This window comes from Arthrobacter sp. CG_A4 (genome assembly GCF_035985125.1).
GTDB lineage: Bacteria > Actinomycetota > Actinomycetes > Actinomycetales > Micrococcaceae > Arthrobacter.
Map to the genome: position 1 here is coordinate 1 of NZ_JAXCID010000043.1, position 20356 is coordinate 20356.

Sequence of the window (20356 nt, forward strand, 5' to 3'; positions counted from 1 at the left end):
CGGATCTCGGCACCGAAGCGGTCCCGCAGCGGCGTGATGATCCGGCCGCGGTTCGTGTAGTCCTCCGGGTTGGCGGACGCGACCACCAGGACGTCGAGCGGGAGCCGCAGCACGTAGCCGCGGATCTGGATGTCGCGTTCCTCCATCACGTTGAGCATGGAGACCTGGATCCGCTCGGCGAGGTCGGGGAGTTCGTTGATGGCGATGATGCCGCGGTTGGAGCGCGGGACCAGTCCGTAGTGGATGGTTTCCGGGTCGCCCAGGCGGCGGCCCTCGGCCACCCGCATCGGGTCGACGTCGCCGATCAGGTCCGCGACGGAGGTATCCGGCGTCGCGAGCTTCTCGACGTACCGCTCCGAGCGGTGCCGCCACCCCACCCGCAGCCGGTCCCCCTCGGTGAGGACACGGGCGCGCGAGTGCTCCGTGATCGGTTCGTAGGGGTGTTCGTTCAGTTCCGAGTCCTCGATCACCGGCGACCACTCGTCCAGCAGCCCGGCCAGGGTGCGGAGGAGCCGGGTCTTGCCCTGCCCGCGTTCGCCGAGCAGGACGACGTCGTGCCCGGCCAGCAGGGCGCGCTCGAGCTGGGGCAGGACGGTGCGGCTGAAACCGAACATCCCGGGCCAATGGGCGCCATCGAGTTCAACTGAGGGCCGGCGGGGCGCTGGGGCAAGGTCCATTGACATCTTCAGCAGAGACTGTCATATTTCCAATACGCGTTATGTGCATCTAGTTGCGTAATGCGCACTAACTAATTCATCTGGTCAGGGGAACCGGCAGCGATGCCGCGCGCCGAGATCCCGGGGATCAGGAAAGGAACGCAGTGGTTCATAAAGTAAAGGCAGTCATTGTCAGGGAAAAGAACGGCCCCGTTTCCGTCGAGACCATACTGGTCCCGGATCCGGGACCGGGCGAGGCATTGGTGGACATCCTGACATGCGGGGTCTGCCATACCGATCTCCACTACAAACAGGGCGGAATCACGGACGGCTTCCCCATCCTGCTTGGCCACGAGGCGACCGGCGTGGTCAGCGCCGTCGGTCCGGACGTCGTTGAGGTCGCGCCAGGGGACAGGGTCATCCTGAACTGGCGCGCCGTCTGCGGCCAGTGCCGGGCGTGCGCCAAGGGGCAACCGCAGTACTGCTTCAACACGCACAACGCGACGCAGAAGATGACGCTCGAGGACGGTACGGAGTTGTCGCCGGCACTCGGCATTGGCGCCTTTGCGGAGAAAACACTGGTCGCCGCCGGCCAGTGCACGAAAGTGGACGACGACGCTGATCCTGCCGCCGTCGGGCTGCTCGGCTGCGGCGTGATGGCGGGCATCGGCGCCGCCATCAACACCGGCGAGGTCCAGCGTGGCGAGTCTGTGGCCGTGATCGGCTGCGGCGGTGTGGGCATCGCCGCAATCGCAGGGGCAAAGCTGGCCGGTGCCACCACGATTATTGCCGTGGATATCGACGCCAACAAGGTGGACATGGCCAGGTCACTGGGCGCCACCCACGGCGTCGATTCGAGCCTGGAAGATCCCGTCGAAGCCATCCGTGCGCTGACGGGAGGCCACGGTGCCGACCTGGTGATCGACGCCGTCGGACGTCCCGAAACCTACAAGCAGGCGTTCTACGCCCGCGACCTCGCCGGCCGCGTGGTGCTCGTGGGGGTACCGTCGCTGGACATGAAGATCGAGCTGCCCCTGCTGGATGTGTTTGGCCGGGGCGGGTCCCTGAAGTCCTCCTGGTACGGGGACTGCCTGCCATCACGGGACTTCCCTATGCTGGTCCAGCAGTACCGGCTTGGCAACCTGGACCTGGCCGCGTTCGTGACCGAGCGGATCACCATGGACCAGGTGGAGGAGGCCTTCGCCAAAATGCACGAAGGCAAGGTCCTTCGTTCGGTCGTTGAAATCGCTGCGCCGGCCGGAACGGCCTAAGCGTCGATAGCCCGAGCGTCGAAAAAAAGAAACAAGTCACCCTCCGACGGTTCTCCGTCGGAGGGTGACTTGTCCTGCCTGCCGCTATCGCCTATTTCAGCCAGGCATCTACCGCCGGCTGATTGGACTCCACCCACTTCTTGGCCGCGGCCTCGGGCGTCATGCCGCCCTGGATGTCCGTGGCAACCGCATTCTGGTTCTCGTTGGTCCACTTGAAGGCCTTGGCCAGCTTGGCTGCCGGCGAGCCGCTGTCGTCGAACTTCTTGGAAATGATCTTGTTGAGCTTGTAGACCGGGTAGTCGCAGGCCACCTTTTCCGGGTTCGCGTCACAGCCCTCGGTCCACGCCGGCAAGTTCACCTTCTTGAGTGAAACTTCGGAAAGGAACCACTGCGGCTCGTAAAAATAGCCCAGGAGCGGCGTCTTGTTCTGCTCCGATGTCCGGAACGACTGGATCAGGGCGGCCTCCGAACCGGAGAACACCACCTTGTAATCCAGGTTGAGGTTCTTCACCAGAGCCTCGTCGTTGGTGACGAACGCGGGATCGCCGTCGAGGACCTGGCCCTTTCCGCCGGATTCGGACGTGGCGAACATCGAGGCGTACTTGTTCAGGTTCGCCCCGTCGGTGATGTCCGGGTATTTTTCCGTCATCCATGGCGCAACGTACCAGCCGATGCGGCCTTCGTTGCCCGTGGGCCCGGCGTCGACAGCGACCTTCTGCTGCGTGATGTACTGCTTGGCCAGATCGTCATGGCCCCAGTTTTCTATCACGACATCCACCTCGCCGGAAGCAAAACCCTGCCAGGAGATCTGCTCGTTCAGGTCCTTCTGGACCACGGTGCAGCCAAGCTTGTTCTTCGCCACGTAGCTGTAGACGGCGGCATTCGCCGTGTAGCCCACCCAGGCGTTGAGAGCCACATTGACAGTTCCGCAGGGCGCCGCACCGGCGGCAGCCGGGGCAGCGGCCGCCTGGTTCACGGAGGCGCCGCCGCAGCCAGCGAGCAGCAGGGCGGCGGCAGCGGCCCCCGCCACCGCCGGGACAGTTCGTTTCAACAGCAGTCCGGCTTTTTTCATCGTTAGATCTCCTTGTTCGGGTGGGCGCACGGCGTTTACAGGCAGAGCGGTCAGGTTGCTGTGGTTTTCGGTGAGGGGATTTTCCGCACCGGAGTGGCTGCGGCAGCCTGGGTCATCCTGTCCAGCAGGATGCCGAGGAAGACGATGGCAAGGCCGGCGGCGAGGCCCTTGCCGAAGAGGGAGCTTTGGACGAAGCCGGCGACGACGTCGTACCCGAGGCCGCCTGCGCCCACGAGCGCACCGACCACCACCATGGCCAGGACATAGATCAGGCCCTGGTTGGCGGCGAGGGCCAGGGTCTGCCTGGCCATCGGAAGCTGGACCTTGGTAATGACCTGCCAGGGGGTGGATCCGCTGGCGACGGCGGCTTCGACAACAGTGGGGGAAATCGCCGAGATCCCGTCGGCCGTGATCTTGATGGCCACGGGGGCGGCGTAGATGATGCCGGCGATGATCGCGGTGAAGCGGGTGGCACCGAAGAGCCCCAGGAAAGGAACCAGGTATACAAAGGCAGGCATGGTCTGGCCCGCATCCAGCAGGGGCCGCATGATCTGGTCCACCCGCTCGGACCGGCCCATGGCGACGCCGAAGACGATGCCCAGGATCATGACCACGGCGGTGGCGACGAGTGTCCCGGCCAGGGTGACCATGGAGTCGCTCCAGAGGCCGAGGTAGATGATCGCGCCCAGGCAGGCCGTGGTCAGGGCTGCGATTTTCCAGCCGCCCAGGGCGTAGGCCGCCATGGCAATGACGGCCAGCAGGATGTAGAAGGGGGTGTCCGTGAGCAGTGACTGGAACGGATTAAGGATCCCGTTGGTGACCGCTTCCCGGAACGACACTGTGAACAGGGACAGGTTGGCCTGCATCCACTCGCTGGCCGAGCCCACCGCCTGGACGATGATCGGGCCGACGTTGAGCTCCGCCGGGAATGCCGCCGCCCACAGCATCGTCCGGGACAACTGCACCATCGCCAGTGCCAGCACCAGGCTGACGCCCAGCAGGACGTACCTTGTCCTTCGGGAAACCTTCCGGTTCCGGGCCGCCCCCGGTTCCGCGCGGCGGCTGGCGGCGGTGGTCACCCGGTCCAGCACGATCGCCAGCAGGACGATGGAGAGCCCCGCATTGACGGCCGTGCCGACGTCCAGCGACTGCAGCGCCCGGACCACCACCTGGCCCAGCCCGGGGGCCGCGATCAGCGCGGCGATGGTGACCATGGACAGAGCCGCCATGGTGCTCTGGTTGATTCCCATGACAATCGTGCGGCGGGCCATGGGCAGCTGCAGGTTGACGAGCCGCTGCAGACCCGTGGTGCCCAGCGAATCGGAGGCCTCGCGGGTGTTCTCCGGGATGCCGCGGATGCCGTGCGCCGTCAGCCGGATCACGGGCGGTGCCGCGTAGATCACCGTGGCGATGACGGCCGACGCCGGGCCGATCAGGAAGATCAGGGCAAGCGGGGCCAGGTACACGAACGTTGGCAGTGTCTGCATGAAGTCCAGCACCGGCGTGATCACCCGGGCGACGCGGCCGTAGACGCCGGCCAGGACACCGAGCGGGATCCCGACAAGAAGGGTCAGCAGCACGGCGGTGAGGACCAGGGCGAACGTAAAGGTGGCCTCGACGAACAATCCCTGGAAGCCGAAGAACATAAAGACGGCGGCCGTCAGCAGGGCGACCCGGGCGTTGCCGATCGCGAACGCGATCCAGCTGAGCAGACCGACGGTTCCGAGCCAGCCGATCTCCGGCAGGCGCAGGCCGGTGGAGCTCGCCGCGAAGGTGGTGATGAACAGGTTGGCCACGGCGTCGACGGCGGCCCGCAGGGGCGTGAAGACGTACAGGAAGACGGGGTTGTCTGCGCGGTTTGCCGCCACCCAGGCGTTGAACTGGTTGAGGGAGCGGTGCAGGTCCGTCAGTTCGGAGGCGGGCAGCGTCAGGGTGGAGGTTCCGTGCAGGATCGCGAATCCCAGGATCCAGACGACGGCGGCGCCTGCCAGCAGGATGGTGCGCAGGCTGGGCCGGCCGCGGGGTTCAGGGACGGCCGGGGCGGGCTGGACCCGGACCCGGTCTCCGACAAGCGTGGACATTAGGCGGCTGCTTCCGTGGGCCGCAGCACCGACAGGATGCTGTCACGGTCAATCTGTCCGGTGATCTTCCCGGCGTCCTCCACCAGCACGGGGCAGGAGGAGTGCATGACCGCGGCGATGGCATCCCGGATGATCATCCGGGAGCTGAGGACCGGCGCGTCGGCCGGCGTTCCGGCCGCCACGGGACCGGTGATCCACTTCAGGGTCAGGACATCAGCGCGGGGAACTTCGGACACAAAGTCCTCGATGTACTTGTCCGCAGGGGATCCCACCAGTTCGTCTCCCGTGCCGCACTGGACCGTCTCGCCGTTCCGCATGATCAGGATGCGGTCACCGAGCTTGAGCGCCTCGGAGAGGTCGTGGGTCACAAACACCATGGTCTTGCCCATTTCCTTGTGCAGCCGGATGACTTCGGCCTGCATATCGCGGCGGATGAGCGGATCCAGTGCGGAGAAGGGTTCATCGAAGAGGATGGTGTCCGGATCGCCGGCCAGGGCCCGACCCAGGCCAACGCGCTGCTGCATTCCTCCGGACAGCTGGTCCGGGTAGTGCTGTTCGTAGCCTTTCAGGCCGACGAGCTCGATGATCTCCCGGGCCCTGGCGTAGCGTTCGTTCTTGGCCGCCCCGCGGATCTGCAGCCCGTAGGAGACGTTGTCCAGCACGGTGCGGTGGGGCAGGAGGCCGAAGTGCTGGAACACCATGGACATCTTCCGGCGGCGCAGTTCGCGCAGCTCCGCGGTGCCGGCCTTCAGGACGTCCTTGCCGTCCACCAGGACCTGCCCGGAAGTGGGTTCGATCAGCCGGGTCAGGCAGCGGATGAGGGTGGATTTGCCGGATCCGGAAAGTCCCATGACCACGAAGACCTCGCCTTTGGCGACGTCGAAGCTCAGGTCCCGGACGGCGGCCACGCAGCCGGTGCGTTCCAGCAGCTCGGCGGAGTTGAGGGCCGAGAGTTCAGGGTTGTCGGGGATCTTGTTATCCCCCGGGCCGAAGACCTTCCATAGCTTGCGCACTGAGATGTCGGGACTGTTCATTGCTGTACTCCTGCCTGTGGAGGCTCGAACCAGTGGCTGGGCTTAGGATTGATGTTTTGCCAGATGTGCTTGGTTTCGCGGTACTCCGCGAGACCTTGGAGCCCCAGTTCGCGGCCGTTTCCGGACTTGCCGAATCCGCCCCACTCCGCCTGGGGAACGTAGGGGTGGTAGTCGTTGATCCACACGGTGCCGTGCCGGAGTGCGCCGGCCACGCGCTGGGCGCGGGAGCCGTCAGTCGTCCAGACGGCGCCGGCCAGCCCGTAGGCGGTGTCGTTGGCCAGCCTGATGGCTTCCTGCTCGGTGCTGAAGGTCTCCACGGTCAGGACCGGGCCGAACGACTCCTCCTGGACGGCGTTCATGGACGTGTGGCAACCGTCCAGGATGGTGGGAGGGTAGTAGCTGCCGAGGGCCAGCGCGCCGGTCTCCGGGAAATAGCCGCCGCACAGCAGCGTGGCTCCTTCCGCAATGCCGGCCTGGACGTGGGCGTGGACCTTGGCGCGGTGCGCGGCCGAGATGAGCGGGCCCGTCTCCGCGCGCTCGTCGAAGGGGCCGCCCAGCCGGATGGCCTGGGCACGCCGGACCAGTTCGGCCACAAACCCGTCGTGGATCGATTCCTCGACGATGAGCCTCGTGCCGGCCGAGCACACCTGCCCCGAATGCAGGAATACCGCGGTGAGTGCGTTGTCCAGTGCCGACTCGCGGTCGGCATCAGCGAAGACGATGTTGGGATTCTTCCCGCCCAGTTCCAGGGCAACCCGCTTCACCGTGTCCGCCGCGGTCTTCATGATGCTGATTCCGGTGGCCAGGCCGCCGGTGAAGGAGACCAGGTCAACGTCCAGGCTTTCGCTCAGGACGGCGCCGACCTCGGGGCCGGTGCCGGTGACGAGGTTGGCGACGCCGGGAGGCAACCCGGCCTCCAGGAGCGTCTCCATCAGCAGGATGGACGTGGAGGGAGTCAGTTCGCTGGGTTTCAGGACAAAGGTATTGCCGGCCAGCAGGGCCGGGGCCACCTTCCATGAGGCCTGCAGGAGGGGGTAGTTCCATGGCGTGATGAGTCCGCAGACCCCTACCGGTGCGTGCACGACGCGGCTGATGGCACCGGGGTTGCCGGTGTCGATCACGCGGCCGGCATCCGTCCCGGCGATGCCGCCGTAGTACCGGAAGCAGGCGGCGATATCGTCGATGTCGTATTCCGCCTCGACGTAGCGCTTGCCGGTGTCGAGGGCTTCGGCCCGGGCATACAGTGCCTTGTCGCGTTCCAGCAGTTCGGCGGTGCGGAGCAGGACCTGGCCGCGGTCCTTCTCGCTGGTTCCGGGCCACGCTCCGCCGTCGAACGCGCGGCGGGCGCTGGCGACTGCTTCCCCGGCGTCGGCGGCCGTGCATTCGGCAACCTCGGCGACCTGTTCGCCGTCCGCAGGGCAGTTGATGAGCCGGGTGTTGCCGGCGGCCGGTTCACGCCACCGGCCGTCCACGAAGAGGCCCCGCACCGGCGCGGCCTCCGTCACGGTCCGGCTGCCGGTTCCGGCCAGCTGAACGCCCTGGACGCCGCTCATGCGCGGCCCGCGCTGGGCGCGGCCTCGGGAGCCGCGGCAGGTGCGTGCCGGTAGAAGTCGGCGTGCTGGGGTGCCAGCGGAGTCCGGTCCAGGATGAGGTCCGCGGCCTTTTCGGCGAGCATCATGACCGGCGCGTAGATGTTGCCGTTGGTCACGTAGGGCATCGCGGAGGCATCCGCGACGCGGAGCCCCGAGGTCCCGTGGACCGTCATGGTGAGCGGGTCCACCACGGCCAGGGGGTCCGAGGCCGGGCCCATCTTGGCGGTGCAGGAGGGGTGGAGCGCCGTTTCGGCGTCCCGGGCCACCCAGTCCAGGATCTCCTCGTCCGTCTGGACGGACGGGCCGGGCGAGAGCTCGCCGCCACTGTAGGGGGCGAGGGCCGGCTGGCCGAGGATGTCGCGGGTGACCCGGATCGCCTCGACCCATTCGCGCCGGTCCTGGTCCGTGGACAGGTAGTTGAACTGCAGGGACGGGTGCTTGGCCGGATCCGTGGAGGTGATCTTCAGGCTGCCCCTGGTGTCGGAGTACATGGGGCCGACGTGGACCTGGTACCCGTGTTTGGCGTCGGCTTTCTGGCCGTCGTAGCGGACAGCCACCGGCAGGAAGTGGAACATCAGGTTGGGGTAGGCGACGTCATCGTTGGAACGGACGAATCCGCCCCCTTCGAAGTGGTTGGTGGCGGCCGGGCCCTTGCGGCCCAGCAGCCACTGGAGTCCGATCAGGGGGTAACGCCAGAGGCTGAGGCTCGGCTGCATGGACACGGGCTGCTTGCAGGAGTGCTGGACGTAGACCTCAAGGTGGTCCTGCAGGTTTTCGCCGACGCCGGGCAGGTCCACGACGGGAGTGATGCCCAACGACGACAGGTGCGCCGAATCACCGACGCCGGAGAGCTGCAGCAACTGGGGCGTGTTGATCGCCCCGCCGCACAGCACCACCTCCTTGGCGGTAACGGTGTGCAGCCGCCCGTTCCGGCGGTAGCTGACCCCGGTTGCCGTCGTGCCGTCGAAATTGACCTTGGCCACCAGCGCCCGGGTTCGCACCGTGAGGTTCCTGCGGCCCTTGTTGGGGCGGAGGTAGGCGCGGGACGCCGAGAGGCGCTGGCCCTTATGGACATTGCGGTCGAACGGGCCGAAGCCCTCCTGCCGGTACCCGTTGACGTCGTCGGTGCGCTTATGCCCGGCTTCCTCGGCGGCCCGGAAGAAGGCCTGGAACAGGGGGTTGCGGGCCGGCCCGCGTTCCAGCACCAGGGGGCCGTCATGGCCGCGCAGTTCATCGTCCGGCGCTGCGGCGAGCGCGGTTTCCATGCTCTTGAAGTAGGGCAGGCAGTGCGCGAAGTCCCAGGTGTCCATGCCGGCGTCGGCTCCCCATCGTTCGTAGTCCAGCGGGTTGCCGCGCTGGAAGATCATCCCGTTGATGGAGCTGGAGCCGCCCAGCACCTTGCCGCGGGCGTGCGCGATCCTGCGCCCGTGCATGCGCGGTTCTGGGTCGGACTGGTACTGCCAGTCGTAGAACCTGTTGCCGCTGGGGAACGTCAGGGCCGCCGGCATCTGGATGAAAAGGTCCCACGGGTAGTCGCTGCGGCCTGCTTCAAGGACCAGCACGGTGTGCGTTCCGTCCGCGCTCAGCCGGTCGGCGAGGACCGATCCGGCGCTTCCGCCGCCGACAATCACGTAGTCGTAGCTCTCGTTCGTCATGGGGTGAATCTCCTTGGGGCGTGGTTTCGGAGTCGTGTTGGGAGGCCTGGACGGGCCGGGGTCAGCCGCGCAGGCGTTCCATGCCCGGGTCCACCAGCGGCTCCGCTGTGATGGTGGCGGCGATCCTGGTGCCGAAGTATTCGATTTCCACGGCATCGCCTTCGGCGGCACCGGCGGGGAGCCAGGCATAGGCGATCGGGCGCTGCACCGTGTAGCCGTAGGCCGCGCTGGTGACGTAGCCGGCGGCTTCGCCCTTGAAATAAACGGGTTCCTTGCCCAGCACCAGGGAGGTGCCGTCGTCGACCGTCAGGCAGCGCAGCTGCTTGGACGCGGGCGTTGCCTGCCGCCGGGCGAGGGCATCGGCGCCCACGAAGGAGTCCTTGTTTTTGGCAATCGAGAAGCCCAGGCCCGCCTGGTACGGCTCGTGCTCGGGCGTCATGTCGGTCCCCCAGAGCCGGTATCCCTTTTCCACGCGGAGGCTGTTGAAGGCGCCGCGGCCAGCGGCGATGATGCCCTGCTCCTGGCCCGCCTCGAAGAGGAGGTCCCAGAGCTTGAGCCCGTGTTCGGCGGTGGTGTAAAGTTCCCAGCCCAGCTCCCCCACATAGGACAGGCGCATGGCCGTCACGGGGATGCCGCCGATCCGCACCTGCTTGGTGCGGAAGTACCGCAGACCGTCGTTGGTGAAATCATCGGTGCTGACCTTGGCGATGACTTCCCGCGCCTGCGGGCCCCAGAGACCGATGCAGCAGGTCGAGCCCGTGATGTCGCGGACCTGCACCCACAGGCTGGCGTCGGCGGCGGTCTGGTTCCGGGCTTCGCGGGTGAAGTAGTCGAAGTCGATGTTGCCGTTGGCGCCGACCTGGAACGTGGTCTCGGTGAGCCGTGCGATCGTGATGTCGCTGCGGATGCCGCCGTCGTCGTTGAGCAGCAGGCAGTAGGTGACGGCGCCGGGCTTTTTGTCGATCTGTCCGGCGCTGAGCCGCTGCAGCAGGGCGAGGGCGCCGGGTCCGCTGACTTCGAGCCGCTTGAGTGCGGTCATGTCGTAAAGTGCGACGGCGGTCCGCGTCTTCCACGCTTCGGCTGCGGATATGGGGGAGCTGAACATGGCCGCCCAGGGGCCGCGTTCCGGCGCCCGCCATTCGGCCGGCATCTCATCGAGCAGGTTCCGGTTGGCCTCGAACCAGTGCGGCCGCTCCCAGCCGCCGGCCTCGAGGAAGAATCCTCCCAGTTCTTTCTGCCGGCAGTTGAACGGGCTGACGCGCAGGTCCCGGGGGGATTCGCGGGGCTGCAGGGGGTGCAGGATGTCATAGATTTCGGCGAAGTTCTGCTGGGAGGTCTCGCTGACGTAGCTCTCGGCGGTCTGGACGGCCTCGAAGCGGGTGACCTCGCATTCGTGGAGGGGGGTACGGGACTGGCCCTCGATCAGCAGTTCGGCGACCGCGCGGGCCACCCCCGCGGAGTGGGTCACCCAGACCGCTTCCGCGACGTAGAACCCGTCAAGTTCCGGCGCCTGCCCGATCAGCGGCCCGCCGTCCGGCGTGAAGGAGAAGATGCCGTTGAAGCCGTCGGCGATCTCCGCAGCGCGCAGGGCCGGCAGCAGCTGGCGGCTGTCCTCCCAGCAGGGCAGGAAATCCTCCGCGGTGAATTCGAGCCGGGACGGCATCCGGTGCTCGGACATCTGCCCGGGAGCCACCTCGGGCAACGTGGCCAGATCCACTGGCATGGGCCGGTGGGCGTAAGAGCCGATGCCGATCCTGTCTCCGTGCTCGCGGAAATAGAGGTCCTTGTCCTGGTGGCGGAGGATGGGCATGCGCGCGCCGTTGGAGGGGTCCAGCGGATTGGTGCCGAGGTTCGTGCCCACGAGTTCCGGCACCGTGGTGGTCTTGACGTACTGGTGGGCGAGCGGCAGCAGCGGTACGTCCATGCCGGCCATCGCGCCGATCTTGGGACCCCAGAAGCCGGCGCAGGACACCACGATGTCCGCCGGAACCACGCCGTCGGCAGTCTGCACACCGGTGACCTTTCCGCCGGACTGCTCGATCCCGGTCACCGGCGTTGATCCGAGGAACGTGACACCGGCCGCCGTGGCCTTGCGGATCAGCAGCTGGACCGCGCGGGCTGCCGAGGCGAGGCCGTCCGAGGGGACGTAAAGCCCGCCGAGCACCATCTCCGGGTTCAGCAGCGGGTAATGCTTGGTGCACTCGTCGGGGTCGATGATGCGGCCTTCGACGCCCCAGGAGCTTGCGTAGCCGAGCTTGCGTTTGAGGTCCTCAAGCCGTTCCGGGGTGGTGGCGATCTCCAGTCCGCCCACCTGGTTGAAGCAGGCGGCACCCTCGTCGCTCAGGGCGAGGAGCTTGTCCACCGTGTAGGCGGCGAACTGCGTCATTGTCCGGGACGGGTTGGTCTGGAACACCAGACCGGGCGCGTGCGACGTGGAGCCGCCGGCGAGGCTGAGCGGCCCCTGCTCCAGCACGGTGACGCTGGTCCAGCCTCGGGTGGCCAGTTCGTCCGCCAGATTCGCACCGACAATGCCGGCACCGATGATAACGACGCGGGGTGTAGCGCTCATACGGGAGCTCCTTTTCTTGACTGCTGCGTGCGTGGAGGGGCCCGCTCGGGGGCCCGCGGTCTGGCTCTAGCGGAAGACGACGGTGCGGCAGCCGTTGAGGAGGACGCGGTGCTGGCAGTGCCATTTCACCGCTCGGGACAGGGCTATCGCTTCGGCGTCGCGCCCGGCCGTGACCAGGGAGTCCGGGTCAACGCCGTGGTCCACCCGGAAGACTTCCTGCTCGATGATGGGGCCTTCGTCGAGGTCGCCGGTGACGTAGTGGGCGGTGGCACCGACCAGCTTGACGCCGCGTTCGTAGGCCTGGTGGTAGGGCTTGGCGCCCTTGAACCCGGGGAGGAAGGAATGGTGGATGTTGATGGCCCGGCCGCTGAGTTCCCCGCAGAGGCCGTCGGACAGAACCTGCATGTACCGCGCCAGGACCACTACGTCCGCCTCGTATTCGTCGACGAGTTCCAGGAGCCGGGACTCCGCCTGGGGTTTGGTGGATGCTGTTACCGGTACGTGGATGAAGGGAAGTCCTGCGGCTTCCGCCATCGGGCGCAGGTCCTCGTGGTTGGAGACGACGGCGGCGATGTCCGCGCCCAGGCTCCCGGCGCGCCACCGGAAAATCAGGTCATTGAGGCAGTGGCCGAACTTGGAGACCATCACCAGGATGCGCTGCGGCCTGTCGTCGTGGAAGGTGTAGGACATGCCGAATTCGCCGGCGATCTCCGCGAAGTCGGCGGACAGGGAATCGGCCGTGCTGTCTGCCTCAGCGCTGCCGGCCGCGCTGGCGCCGGCCAGGGTTCCGGTAAAGGCGGTGCGCAGAAAGAGGGTGTTGCTGACGTGGTCGTCGAACTGCTGGTGTTCGGCGATGTCGAAACCGCGCATCGCCAGGAAGCTGGACACGGCATGGACGATTCCACTGCGCTCGGGACAGGCCACGGTGAGGACGAACGGCGTCGCCTGCTGCCCGGATGCTTCCCGGCGCTGCCCGGCGGGGGCCGCGGAACGGGTCCGTTCCTGCAGCTCGTTGCTCAGTTGTAGGGTCAAAAACTTCACCTCTCGGCTTGTAACGGAGTACTGCCTGACAGTGCCTAGACGTGGCCGTTGATGCTCAGGCCCGGGGGAAGGTTGGGGGCCTCAGCGGACTCCTCGACCATGATCTGGCCGTCCACCACGGAGACCTTGTGGACCCGCACGGGCAGCTTGGCCGGCGGTGAGTCCACTTCACCCGTGCGGAGGTTGAACTTGGAGGCATGAAGGGGGCACTCCACTTCGCAGCCTTCCACCCAGCCGTCCGCGAGCGACGCGTCCTGATGGGTGCAGGTGTCGTCCAGGGCGAACAACTCGCCATCCTCCGTGTGGAAGACGGCGATCGGGGGGGACGTGTCGAGACGGACGGCGTCTCCGGGGGCCAATGCTGCGAGTGGGCAGGCGATGTGCATCTGATAAACCTCTTTCCCGGTTGACGGGCTCAACCCTGTCAGCGGGTTGTGTCATCATCAACGCCGATCACAATACGCAACAGAGTGATCCATGTCACGCACCATTGTCAAGGGCTGCCCGCCGCCGACGGGATTCCCTTGACACCGTCCGTGACATGCGTCACGCTGTTTCGCATACAGATAGTTGTTGCGTAATGCGCAATTTGTGGCACTTAGGTTACAGGAAGGCAGCCATGCAGACACTGGCGATAACGGGGGCATCCCTGGCGGGAATCTCGGCCGCCCGTGCGGCCCGCGCCCAGGGCTTCGCCGGAAGGCTGGTCATCATTGGGGACGAGGCGCATCGGCCCTATGACAGGCCGCCGCTGTCCAAGGATTTCCTGGCGGGAAAAATCACCTCCGGACACCTCTCGCTGGAGAACGCCGATGCGGGTGAGGCCGCAGATCCGCTGCAGGCCGAATGGCTGCTTGGTCGAGCTGCACGCAGCCTTGACGCCGCTGCCCGGACGGTCACTCTCGACGACGGCTCCGTAATAGCGGCCGACGGAATCGTCATCGCCACCGGGGCGTCCGCCCGGACCTTGCCGGAACTTGCCGGGCTGGCAAATGTCTTTACCCTGCGCACCCTGGAGGACGCGCAGGATCTCGCTCCCGAACTGGTGCCGGGAACCCGGCTCGTCATCGTGGGCGCCGGGTTCATCGGGGCCGAGGTGGCTTCCACCGCCCGCGCCCTGGGGGCTGACGTCACGGTTGTAAGCACGGGCACCGTTCCGCTCAGCCGTCCGCTGGGTGCGGAGATGGCGGCCACCTTGGCTGCGTTACATGGATTTAACGGGGTAGAGCTGATTTGTGACGCCACCGTGGAGTCCTATTACAGCGGTGAGGGAGTCGTCAGCGGACTACGACTGGCGGATGGCCGGTACCTGGCAGCCGACGTCGTCCTGGTGGCCATCGGCGCCGTGCCCAACGTTGCCTGGCTTGCCGGCTCCGGAATCCAACTCGGCGACGGCGTCCTGTGCGATCCGATGGGCCGGACCAACATCCCGGGCGTGGTGGCCGTCGGCGACTGCGCCGCCTGGCTGGACGAAGTGACCGGGCGGCACCACCGCGTGGAGCACTGGAGCTGCGCCGCGGAGCGCCCGTCGCACGCCGTGGCCGCGCTGCTGGATCCCGGAGCCGGCCGCCGGCCGCTGAATCTGCCGTATTTCTGGTCCGACCAGTACAACGTCAGGATCCAGTTCGCTGGCCACGCACGTGACACGGATCGGGTGTCCATCGAGGCCGGAGATCCCGCAGCTCACAGCTTCCTTGCCGTCTACTACCGCGGCGGCGATCCGGTGGCCGTCCTTGGCGCCAACCAGCCGCGCCTCTTCAACAAGTGGAAGCGGCAGCTCAACGCTGCACGATCGGCGGGTCCCCAAGCTGCCGCTGGCAACGCCAGCGCCCCTCCAACCAGCGCACCAACAGCCCGCGCCACCCCCGCCAGCGCCGCCCCCACATGCACCGCCCGGCCGGTACCGGCAGTATCCGCCAGTTTCGCCTGAACCCACCGACCATCCAACCCGACGTCAGTCACCGCAGAGGAGTAATGAATGACCACCGAAGTCTTCACGCCCAGCCTTATCCCCACCCTCCCGGGCCAGGCCTACGTCAGCGAAGAGATCTTCCGCGCCGAGCAGGAGCGCATTTTCGAGCAGATGTGGTTCTGCGCAGTCCGGTCCGCGGACCTGGACAAGCCCGGGGCCTGGCGGACGGCGCAGGTGGGCCGCGAAAGTGTGCTGGTCAGCCGCACCCGCAAAGGCGGCATCCGCGCCTTCTACAACGTGTGCCGGCACCGGGGCGTGAAGCTGTGCATGGAGGAGCAGGGCGAAGCTGCACGCTCATTCCAGTGCCCGTACCACGCCTGGACCTACGACCTCGAAGGCAAGCTCATTGCGGCCCCCAACCTGACGAAGATGCCGGATATCGACCGGGACGAGTACGGACTGGTGAAAGTCCACACCCGCGAGTACCTCGGGTATGTCTGGGTCTGCCTGGCCGACGAGCCGCCGTCGTTCGAAGAGGACGTCATGGGTGCCATCGAGGAACGTCTCGGGGACCTGCAGGCGGTGGAGGACTATGACATCGCCAACCTGAGCCTGGGCCGCCGCATCAGGTACGACGTCAAGGCCAACTGGAAGCTCATCATCGAGAACTTCATGGAGTGCTACCACTGCGCCACCATCCACCCCGAACTCACGGAGGTGCTGCCAGAATTCGCCGACGGCCTGGCCGCCCAGTACTTTGTGGGCCACGGCGCCGAATTCGGCGAGGACATCAAGGGTTTCACCATCGACGGTTCCGAGGGGATGGACCGAATTCCCGGCGTGGGCGAGGACCAGGACCGGCGCTATTACGCCGTGACGATCAAGCCCACGGTATTCGTGAACCTGGTTCCGGATCACGTGATCATCCACCGCATGTTCCCCATGGCGGCCGACCACACCATCGTTGAATGCGACTGGCTCTACCTTCCCAGCGTCGTGGAAAGCGGAAAGGACGTCAGCGCCTCGGTGGAGCTCTTCCACCGCGTGAACGATCAGGACTTCGACGCCTGCGAGCGCTGCCAGCCGGCAATGGGCTCCAAGGTCTATGCCAAGGGCGGCGTCCTGGTCCCCAGCGAGCACCACATCGGCGCATTCCACGACTGGGTCCAGGGCAGGGTGGGAGAGATTACGCCCGGCCGCTGAGCCCCGCCGTAGCTGCCGGAGCCCGTCGAAACCCTGGTTTCGGCGGGCTCCGCCTTTGCTACCGCCGGGTGTAGCCCATGTTCTTGCTGATCTGGAGCCCCGCCTGCTGCAGTGCCTCCGGGAGCCCCGGCGTCTGCTCCGGATCAAAGCGGAACGCCGGCCCGGAGATGCTGACGGCGCCGATAACTGCTCCCATATGGTTGTACACCGGCACGGCAATGGCGTTGAGCCCGATCTCGAACTCCTCCCGGATGACACAGTAGCCGTCCCGGGAAATGTCCAGGAGCTGGTGCTCCAGCGCGCTGCGGCTGGTAACGGTGCGCGGGGTCCGGGCAGGCAGCCCCGTCTCCTTCAGGATCCGGTCCCGGTCATCCGCGGAGAGCGCCGCCAGCAGGACCTTGCCGCTGGAGGTGGCATGCAGCGGGGTCAGGCTCCCCACCCAGTCGTAGGTGGCAAGCGTCGATGGCCCCATGGCCTGGTCCACGTTGACTGCGTAGTTGGAGCGCAGCACGGCAAGGTTCACCGTTTCCTTGAATTCCTCGGCGAGGCTTTCCAGGACGGGCCGGCCCTCGCGGACAAGGCTCAACCTCCCCGGAATGGAGCTTGCCAGCCGCAGAATGCCGAAACCCAGCTGGTACTTTCCCCGTTCACTGTTCTGGTGGACCATGTCCCGGCTCACCAGCGAGCCGAGCAGCCGCGACACGGTGGACTTGTGGATGCCCATCTCCTCGGCTATTTCACTTACCCCCGCCCGGCCGTCCCGGGCCAGGATCTCCAGCACGGCAAGTGCGCGGTCCACGGACTGGACGCCGCCATGCTGCCCGCCGTCAGGCTCGGTCTCGGATTCAGGGTCAATGTCGGAAGCCATGATTCATACTAACGAGTAGTTTCTGCGGCTAGAGCACGCTGCGGACGGCCTGTTCGAAGCTCCGGACATGCTCCCCTGCAAGCCGGGCGGCGCTGTCCGCGTCGCCGGCCGCAATGGCCTCCAGCAGTTTCACGTGCTCGGTGACGTGTGCTTCCACCGAGGGAAGCTTGTCCAGCACCAGGCACCAGATGCGCGTCGCGAGGTTGTCGTAGCGGATGAGGGTGTCTTCCAGGTGGGGATTGCCCGCGGCGCGGTAGATCAGCCGGTGCACGGTGAGGTCGTAGCGCATGAGCTCGCGCTTGTCACGGGGGGTGGTGTCGATGCCGGAGATGGTCCGGGCCACCTCCCGGAGCTCCGCGCGCATGTCTGCGCTGGCGTTGGTTGCGGCGCGGCGGGCCGCCAGCGGCTCCAGTAACTCGCGGATATCCGAGACATCCGCCAGTTCCGTGATGTCAACGATGGTGGCGAACGTTCCCCGGCGAGGGTACGAGACAACCAGATGGTCAACTTCCAGGCGCTTGATGGCCTCCCGCACCGGAGTCCGGCCCACTCCGAGCTCTGCGGCGAGCTGGCCGTCGTTGATCGGCGCGCCCGGCTTGATCTCAAGCATGATCAGCTTGTCCCGCAGCCGACGGTAGGCCGCCTCGGCCAGGGAGATCTCCCCCTCCTCGGGTGCCGGCGTGAGGTGTGCTGCGCTCAACGGATATCCCCTTCCCCAGCGGCCCGGCCGGCCGTCATGGCCGCGAACCTATTGACTCTGTTGTGAGTTCCATCATACCATTGTTCACACACTGATATATCAATTAGTCGGAAGTAGTATTTCAAAGGAGCAGTCGAATGGTCGGGCAGCTGAATCACCGGTTATCAGAAGTGGACATCGAAGTGGCGGAAGCCGTGGACAGGGAGCTCCTGCGCCAGCAGTCCACCCTCGAGATGATCGCCTCAGAGAATTTCGCCCCTGCCTCGGTCATGGAGGCGCAGGGCTCCGTCCTGACGAACAAGTACGCCGAGGGCTACCCGGGCAAGCGCTACTACGGCGGATGCGAGCACGTTGACGTGATCGAACAGCTGGCCATCGACCGGGTCAAGGCCCTGTTCGGCGCGGAAGCGGCAAACGTGCAGCCCCATTCGGGCGCTCAGGCCAATGCCGCCGCCATGTTTGCCCTGCTGGAACCGGGCGACACCATCATGGGACTCTCGCTGGCGCACGGCGGACACCTCACCCACGGCATGAAGATCAACTTCTCCGGCAAGCTCTACAACGTCGTCCCCTACCACGTGAGCGAGCACAGCCACCTGGTGGACATGGCCGAGGTCGAGGCCCTGGCCCTCGAGCACCGCCCCAAAATGATCGTGGCCGGCTGGTCGGCCTACTCCCGGCAGCTGGATTTCGCGGAGTTCCGCCGGATCGTTGACCTCGTGGGTGCCTACCTCATGGTGGACATGGCCCACTTCGCCGGCCTCGTGGCCGCCGGGCTGCACCCGAACCCGGTGCCCTACGCCGACGTCGTCACCACCACCACGCACAAGACCCTCGGCGGCCCGCGCGGCGGTGTGATCCTGAGCAAGCAGGAGTATGCGCGCAAGATCAACAGCGCCGTCTTCCCCGGACAGCAGGGCGGACCGCTGGAACACGTCATCGCGGCCAAGGCCGTTGCCTTTAAGATCGCGGCATCGGCCGAGTTCAAGGAACGCCAGGAACGCACCCTCGAAGGTGCGCGGCTTCTCGCGGCCCGGCTCCTGGAGGATGACGTGGCCGCCGCCGGGATCTCGGTGGTCAACGGCGGCACCGATGTGCACCTGGTCCTCGTGGACCTGCGGCACTCGGAGCTGGACGGACAGCAGGCCGAAGACCGGCTGCACCAGATCGGCATCACCGTCAACCGCAACGCCGTTCCCTTCGATCCCCGTCCGCCCATGGTCTCCTCCGGGCTGCGGATCGGCACCCCGGCCCTGGCCACGCGCGGCTTCGGCAGCCAGGAATTCACGGAGGTGGCGGACATCATCGCCGCCGCCCTCACTTCACCGGCCATCAACAACGAACTCAGCGACGAAACCGCCGGCGGCCTCCGCTGCCGCGTCAGCGCCCTGGCGGGAAAGTTCCCGCTGTACCCGCACCTCGGCGGGACGACGGCGGCACCCGGGCTTGAGGCAGAACTGATTGGAGCAGCACAATGAGCACCGAACACCTGCCGGAGCACCCGGAGTTCCTCTGGCGCAACCCGGAGCCCAAGTCCTCCTACGACGCCGTCATTGTCGGCGGCGGCGGGCACGGCCTCGCCACTGCCTACTACCTGGCCAAGAACCACGGGATGACCAACATCGCCATCCTGGAAAAAGGCTGGCTCGCCGGCGGCAATATGGCCCGGAACACCACGATCATCCGCTCCAACTACCTCTGGGACGAAAGCGCGGCGATCTACGAGCACGCCCTGAAGCTGTGGGAGATCCTGCCGGAGGAGCTTGAGTACGACTTCCTGTTCAGCCAGCGCGGCGTAATGAACCTCGCCCACACCCTGGGCGACGTCCGCGAAAGCATCCGCCGCGTCGGGGCCAACAAGCTCAACGGCGTCGACGCCGAGTGGCTGGACCCGCAGCAGGTCAAGGAACTCTGCCCCATCCTGAACATCAACGACAACATCCGCTACCCGGTCATGGGCGCGACGTACCAGCCGCGGGCCGGCATCGCCAAGCACGACCACGTCGCCTGGGCGTTCGCCCGCAAATGCGATGAGATGGGCGTGGACATCATCCAGAACTGCGAGGTCACCGGCTTCCTCAAGGACGGGAACCGCGTCGTCGGCGTCAAGACCAACCGCGGCACGATCAACACCGAAAAGGTAGGCCTCTGCGCGGCCGGACACAGCTCCGTGCTCGCGGAAATGGCCGGGTTCCGGCTGCCCATCCAGTCCCACCCGCTCCAGGCCCTGGTGTCCGAGCTCCACGAGCCGGTCCACCCCACGGTGGTCATGTCCAACTACGTCCACGTCTACGTCTCCCAGGCCCACAAGGGCGAACTGGTCATGGGCGCCGGCGTCGACTCCTACAACGGCTACGGCCAGCGCGGATCCTTCCACGTGATCGAGCACCAGATGGCAGCCGCCGTCGAGCTCTTCCCGATCTTCGCCCGGGCGCACGTGCTCCGGACCTGGGGCGGGATCGTGGACACCACCCTGGATGCCTCCCCCATCGTTGGCACCACCCCGGTGGAGAACATGTTCGTCAACTGCGGCTGGGGCACCGGCGGGTTCAAGGGCACCCCGGCTGCCGGGCTGACCTTCGCGCACACCATCGCCACCGGCACACCGCACAAACTCAACAAACCCTTTGCCCTCGAGCGCTTCGAAACCGGCGCCCTGATCGATGAACACGGCGCCGCCGCCGTGGCCCACTAGAAAGAGG

At 66.6% G+C, this 20356-nt stretch carries 15 protein-coding genes and 1 pseudogene; 5 read left to right on the forward strand and 11 right to left on the reverse strand.

The window, feature by feature from the left end:
* Positions 1-623: pseudogene (locus tag RCH07_RS15665) on the reverse strand (sigma 54-interacting transcriptional regulator); the annotation flags it as partial.
* A 197-nt stretch (positions 624-820) separates the two neighbouring features.
* Between RCH07_RS15665 and RCH07_RS15670 the strand changes: the two are divergent.
* Positions 821-1927, forward strand: a complete 1107-nt coding sequence (locus RCH07_RS15670) for an S-(hydroxymethyl)mycothiol dehydrogenase (protein ID WP_326968411.1) — start codon at positions 821-823, stop codon at positions 1925-1927.
* Positions 1928-2018: 91 nt separating this feature from the next.
* Here RCH07_RS15670 and RCH07_RS15675 read toward each other — a convergent pair whose 3' ends face one another.
* The 8 genes from RCH07_RS15675 to RCH07_RS15710 all read right to left on the reverse strand — a co-directional run bounded on the left by RCH07_RS15675 (position 2019) and on the right by RCH07_RS15710 (position 13357).
* Positions 2019-2999: an ABC transporter substrate-binding protein gene (locus RCH07_RS15675; RefSeq protein WP_326968412.1), complete on the reverse strand. Its 981-nt coding sequence runs from the start codon at positions 2997-2999 to the stop codon at positions 2019-2021.
* 50 nt (positions 3000-3049) lie between these two features.
* Positions 3050-5080, reverse strand: coding sequence for an ABC transporter permease (locus RCH07_RS15680; protein ID WP_326968413.1), 2031 nt, complete (start codon positions 5078-5080; stop codon positions 3050-3052).
* Positions 5080-6114 carry a quaternary amine ABC transporter ATP-binding protein gene (locus RCH07_RS15685; RefSeq protein ID WP_326968414.1) on the reverse strand — a complete coding sequence of 345 codons (1035 nt, stop codon included), beginning with the start codon at positions 6112-6114 and terminating at the stop codon, positions 5080-5082. The genes RCH07_RS15680 and RCH07_RS15685 overlap by 1 nt, the downstream gene beginning before the upstream one ends.
* On the reverse strand, positions 6111-7667 hold the full coding sequence (locus RCH07_RS15690; protein WP_442784849.1) for an aldehyde dehydrogenase family protein: 1557 nt from the start codon (positions 7665-7667) through the stop codon (positions 6111-6113). The genes RCH07_RS15685 and RCH07_RS15690 overlap by 4 nt, the downstream gene beginning before the upstream one ends.
* Positions 7664-9361 carry a choline dehydrogenase gene (gene betA / locus RCH07_RS15695; protein ID WP_326968415.1) on the reverse strand — a complete coding sequence of 566 codons (1698 nt, stop codon included), beginning with the start codon at positions 9359-9361 and terminating at the stop codon, positions 7664-7666. The genes RCH07_RS15690 and betA overlap by 4 nt, the downstream gene beginning before the upstream one ends.
* A 61-nt stretch (positions 9362-9422) precedes the next feature.
* Positions 9423-11930 carry a GcvT family protein gene (locus tag RCH07_RS15700; RefSeq protein WP_326968416.1) on the reverse strand — a complete coding sequence of 836 codons (2508 nt, stop codon included), beginning with the start codon at positions 11928-11930 and terminating at the stop codon, positions 9423-9425.
* A gap of 66 nt (positions 11931-11996) precedes the next feature.
* Positions 11997-12938, reverse strand: a complete 942-nt coding sequence (gene purU, locus RCH07_RS15705; protein WP_326968437.1) for a formyltetrahydrofolate deformylase — start codon at positions 12936-12938, stop codon at positions 11997-11999.
* Between the two features lie 68 nt (positions 12939-13006).
* Positions 13007-13357 (reverse strand): bifunctional 3-phenylpropionate/cinnamic acid dioxygenase ferredoxin subunit, encoded by a 351-nt coding sequence (locus RCH07_RS15710; protein ID WP_326968417.1) that lies wholly within the window; start codon positions 13355-13357, stop codon positions 13007-13009.
* A gap of 233 nt (positions 13358-13590) precedes the next feature.
* On the opposite strand from RCH07_RS15710, the gene RCH07_RS15715 reads away from it, so the two are divergent.
* Entirely contained in the window at positions 13591-14901 is a 1311-nt protein-coding gene (locus tag RCH07_RS15715) for an NAD(P)/FAD-dependent oxidoreductase (RefSeq protein WP_326968418.1), read from the forward strand.
* A gap of 48 nt (positions 14902-14949) precedes the next feature.
* A complete protein-coding gene (locus RCH07_RS15720; RefSeq protein WP_326968419.1) occupies positions 14950-16086 on the forward strand; it encodes an aromatic ring-hydroxylating oxygenase subunit alpha in 1137 nt (378 codons plus the stop codon).
* 58 nt (positions 16087-16144) lie between these two features.
* Here RCH07_RS15720 and RCH07_RS15725 read toward each other — a convergent pair whose 3' ends face one another.
* Together RCH07_RS15725 and RCH07_RS15730 are read right to left on the reverse strand one after the other, a co-directional pair.
* Positions 16145-16954 carry an IclR family transcriptional regulator gene (locus tag RCH07_RS15725; protein ID WP_326968420.1) on the reverse strand — a complete coding sequence of 270 codons (810 nt, stop codon included), beginning with the start codon at positions 16952-16954 and terminating at the stop codon, positions 16145-16147.
* A 28-nt stretch (positions 16955-16982) separates the two neighbouring features.
* A complete protein-coding gene (locus RCH07_RS15730) occupies positions 16983-17654 on the reverse strand; it encodes a GntR family transcriptional regulator (protein WP_326968421.1) in 672 nt (223 codons plus the stop codon).
* Between the two features lie 137 nt (positions 17655-17791).
* On the opposite strand from RCH07_RS15730, the gene glyA reads away from it, so the two are divergent.
* A complete protein-coding gene (glyA, locus tag RCH07_RS15735; protein ID WP_326968422.1) occupies positions 17792-19132 on the forward strand; it encodes a serine hydroxymethyltransferase in 1341 nt (446 codons plus the stop codon).
* On the forward strand, positions 19129-20349 hold the full coding sequence (locus RCH07_RS15740; RefSeq protein WP_326968423.1) for a sarcosine oxidase subunit beta family protein: 1221 nt from the start codon (positions 19129-19131) through the stop codon (positions 20347-20349). The genes glyA and RCH07_RS15740 overlap by 4 nt, the downstream gene beginning before the upstream one ends.
* The last annotated feature ends 7 nt before the right edge of the window (positions 20350-20356 follow it).

Excerpts from the sequence above, each read along its gene's own strand:
- RCH07_RS15675 (WP_326968412.1), bottom strand. The coding sequence starts at position 2,999 with ATGAAAAAAGCCGGACTGCTGTTGAAACGAACTGTCCCGGCGGTGGCG.
- RCH07_RS15680 (WP_326968413.1), bottom strand. The coding sequence starts at position 5,080 with ATGTCCACGCTTGTCGGAGACCGGGTCCGGGTCCAGCCCGCCCCGGCC.
- RCH07_RS15685 (WP_326968414.1), bottom strand. The coding sequence starts at position 6,114 with ATGAACAGTCCCGACATCTCAGTGCGCAAGCTATGGAAGGTCTTCGGC.
- RCH07_RS15690 (WP_442784849.1), bottom strand. The coding sequence starts at position 7,667 with ATGAGCGGCGTCCAGGGCGTTCAGCTGGCCGGAACCGGCAGCCGGACC.
- betA (WP_326968415.1), bottom strand. The coding sequence starts at position 9,361 with ATGACGAACGAGAGCTACGACTACGTGATTGTCGGCGGCGGAAGCGCC.
- RCH07_RS15700 (WP_326968416.1), bottom strand. The coding sequence starts at position 11,930 with ATGAGCGCTACACCCCGCGTCGTTATCATCGGTGCCGGCATTGTCGGT.
- RCH07_RS15710 (WP_326968417.1), bottom strand. The coding sequence starts at position 13,357 with ATGCACATCGCCTGCCCACTCGCAGCATTGGCCCCCGGAGACGCCGTC.
- RCH07_RS15715 (WP_326968418.1), top strand. The coding sequence starts at position 13,591 with ATGCAGACACTGGCGATAACGGGGGCATCCCTGGCGGGAATCTCGGCC.
- RCH07_RS15720 (WP_326968419.1), top strand. The coding sequence starts at position 14,950 with ATGACCACCGAAGTCTTCACGCCCAGCCTTATCCCCACCCTCCCGGGC.
- RCH07_RS15725 (WP_326968420.1), bottom strand. The coding sequence starts at position 16,954 with ATGGCTTCCGACATTGACCCTGAATCCGAGACCGAGCCTGACGGCGGG.
- glyA (WP_326968422.1), top strand. The coding sequence starts at position 17,792 with ATGGTCGGGCAGCTGAATCACCGGTTATCAGAAGTGGACATCGAAGTG.
- RCH07_RS15740 (WP_326968423.1), top strand. The coding sequence starts at position 19,129 with ATGAGCACCGAACACCTGCCGGAGCACCCGGAGTTCCTCTGGCGCAAC.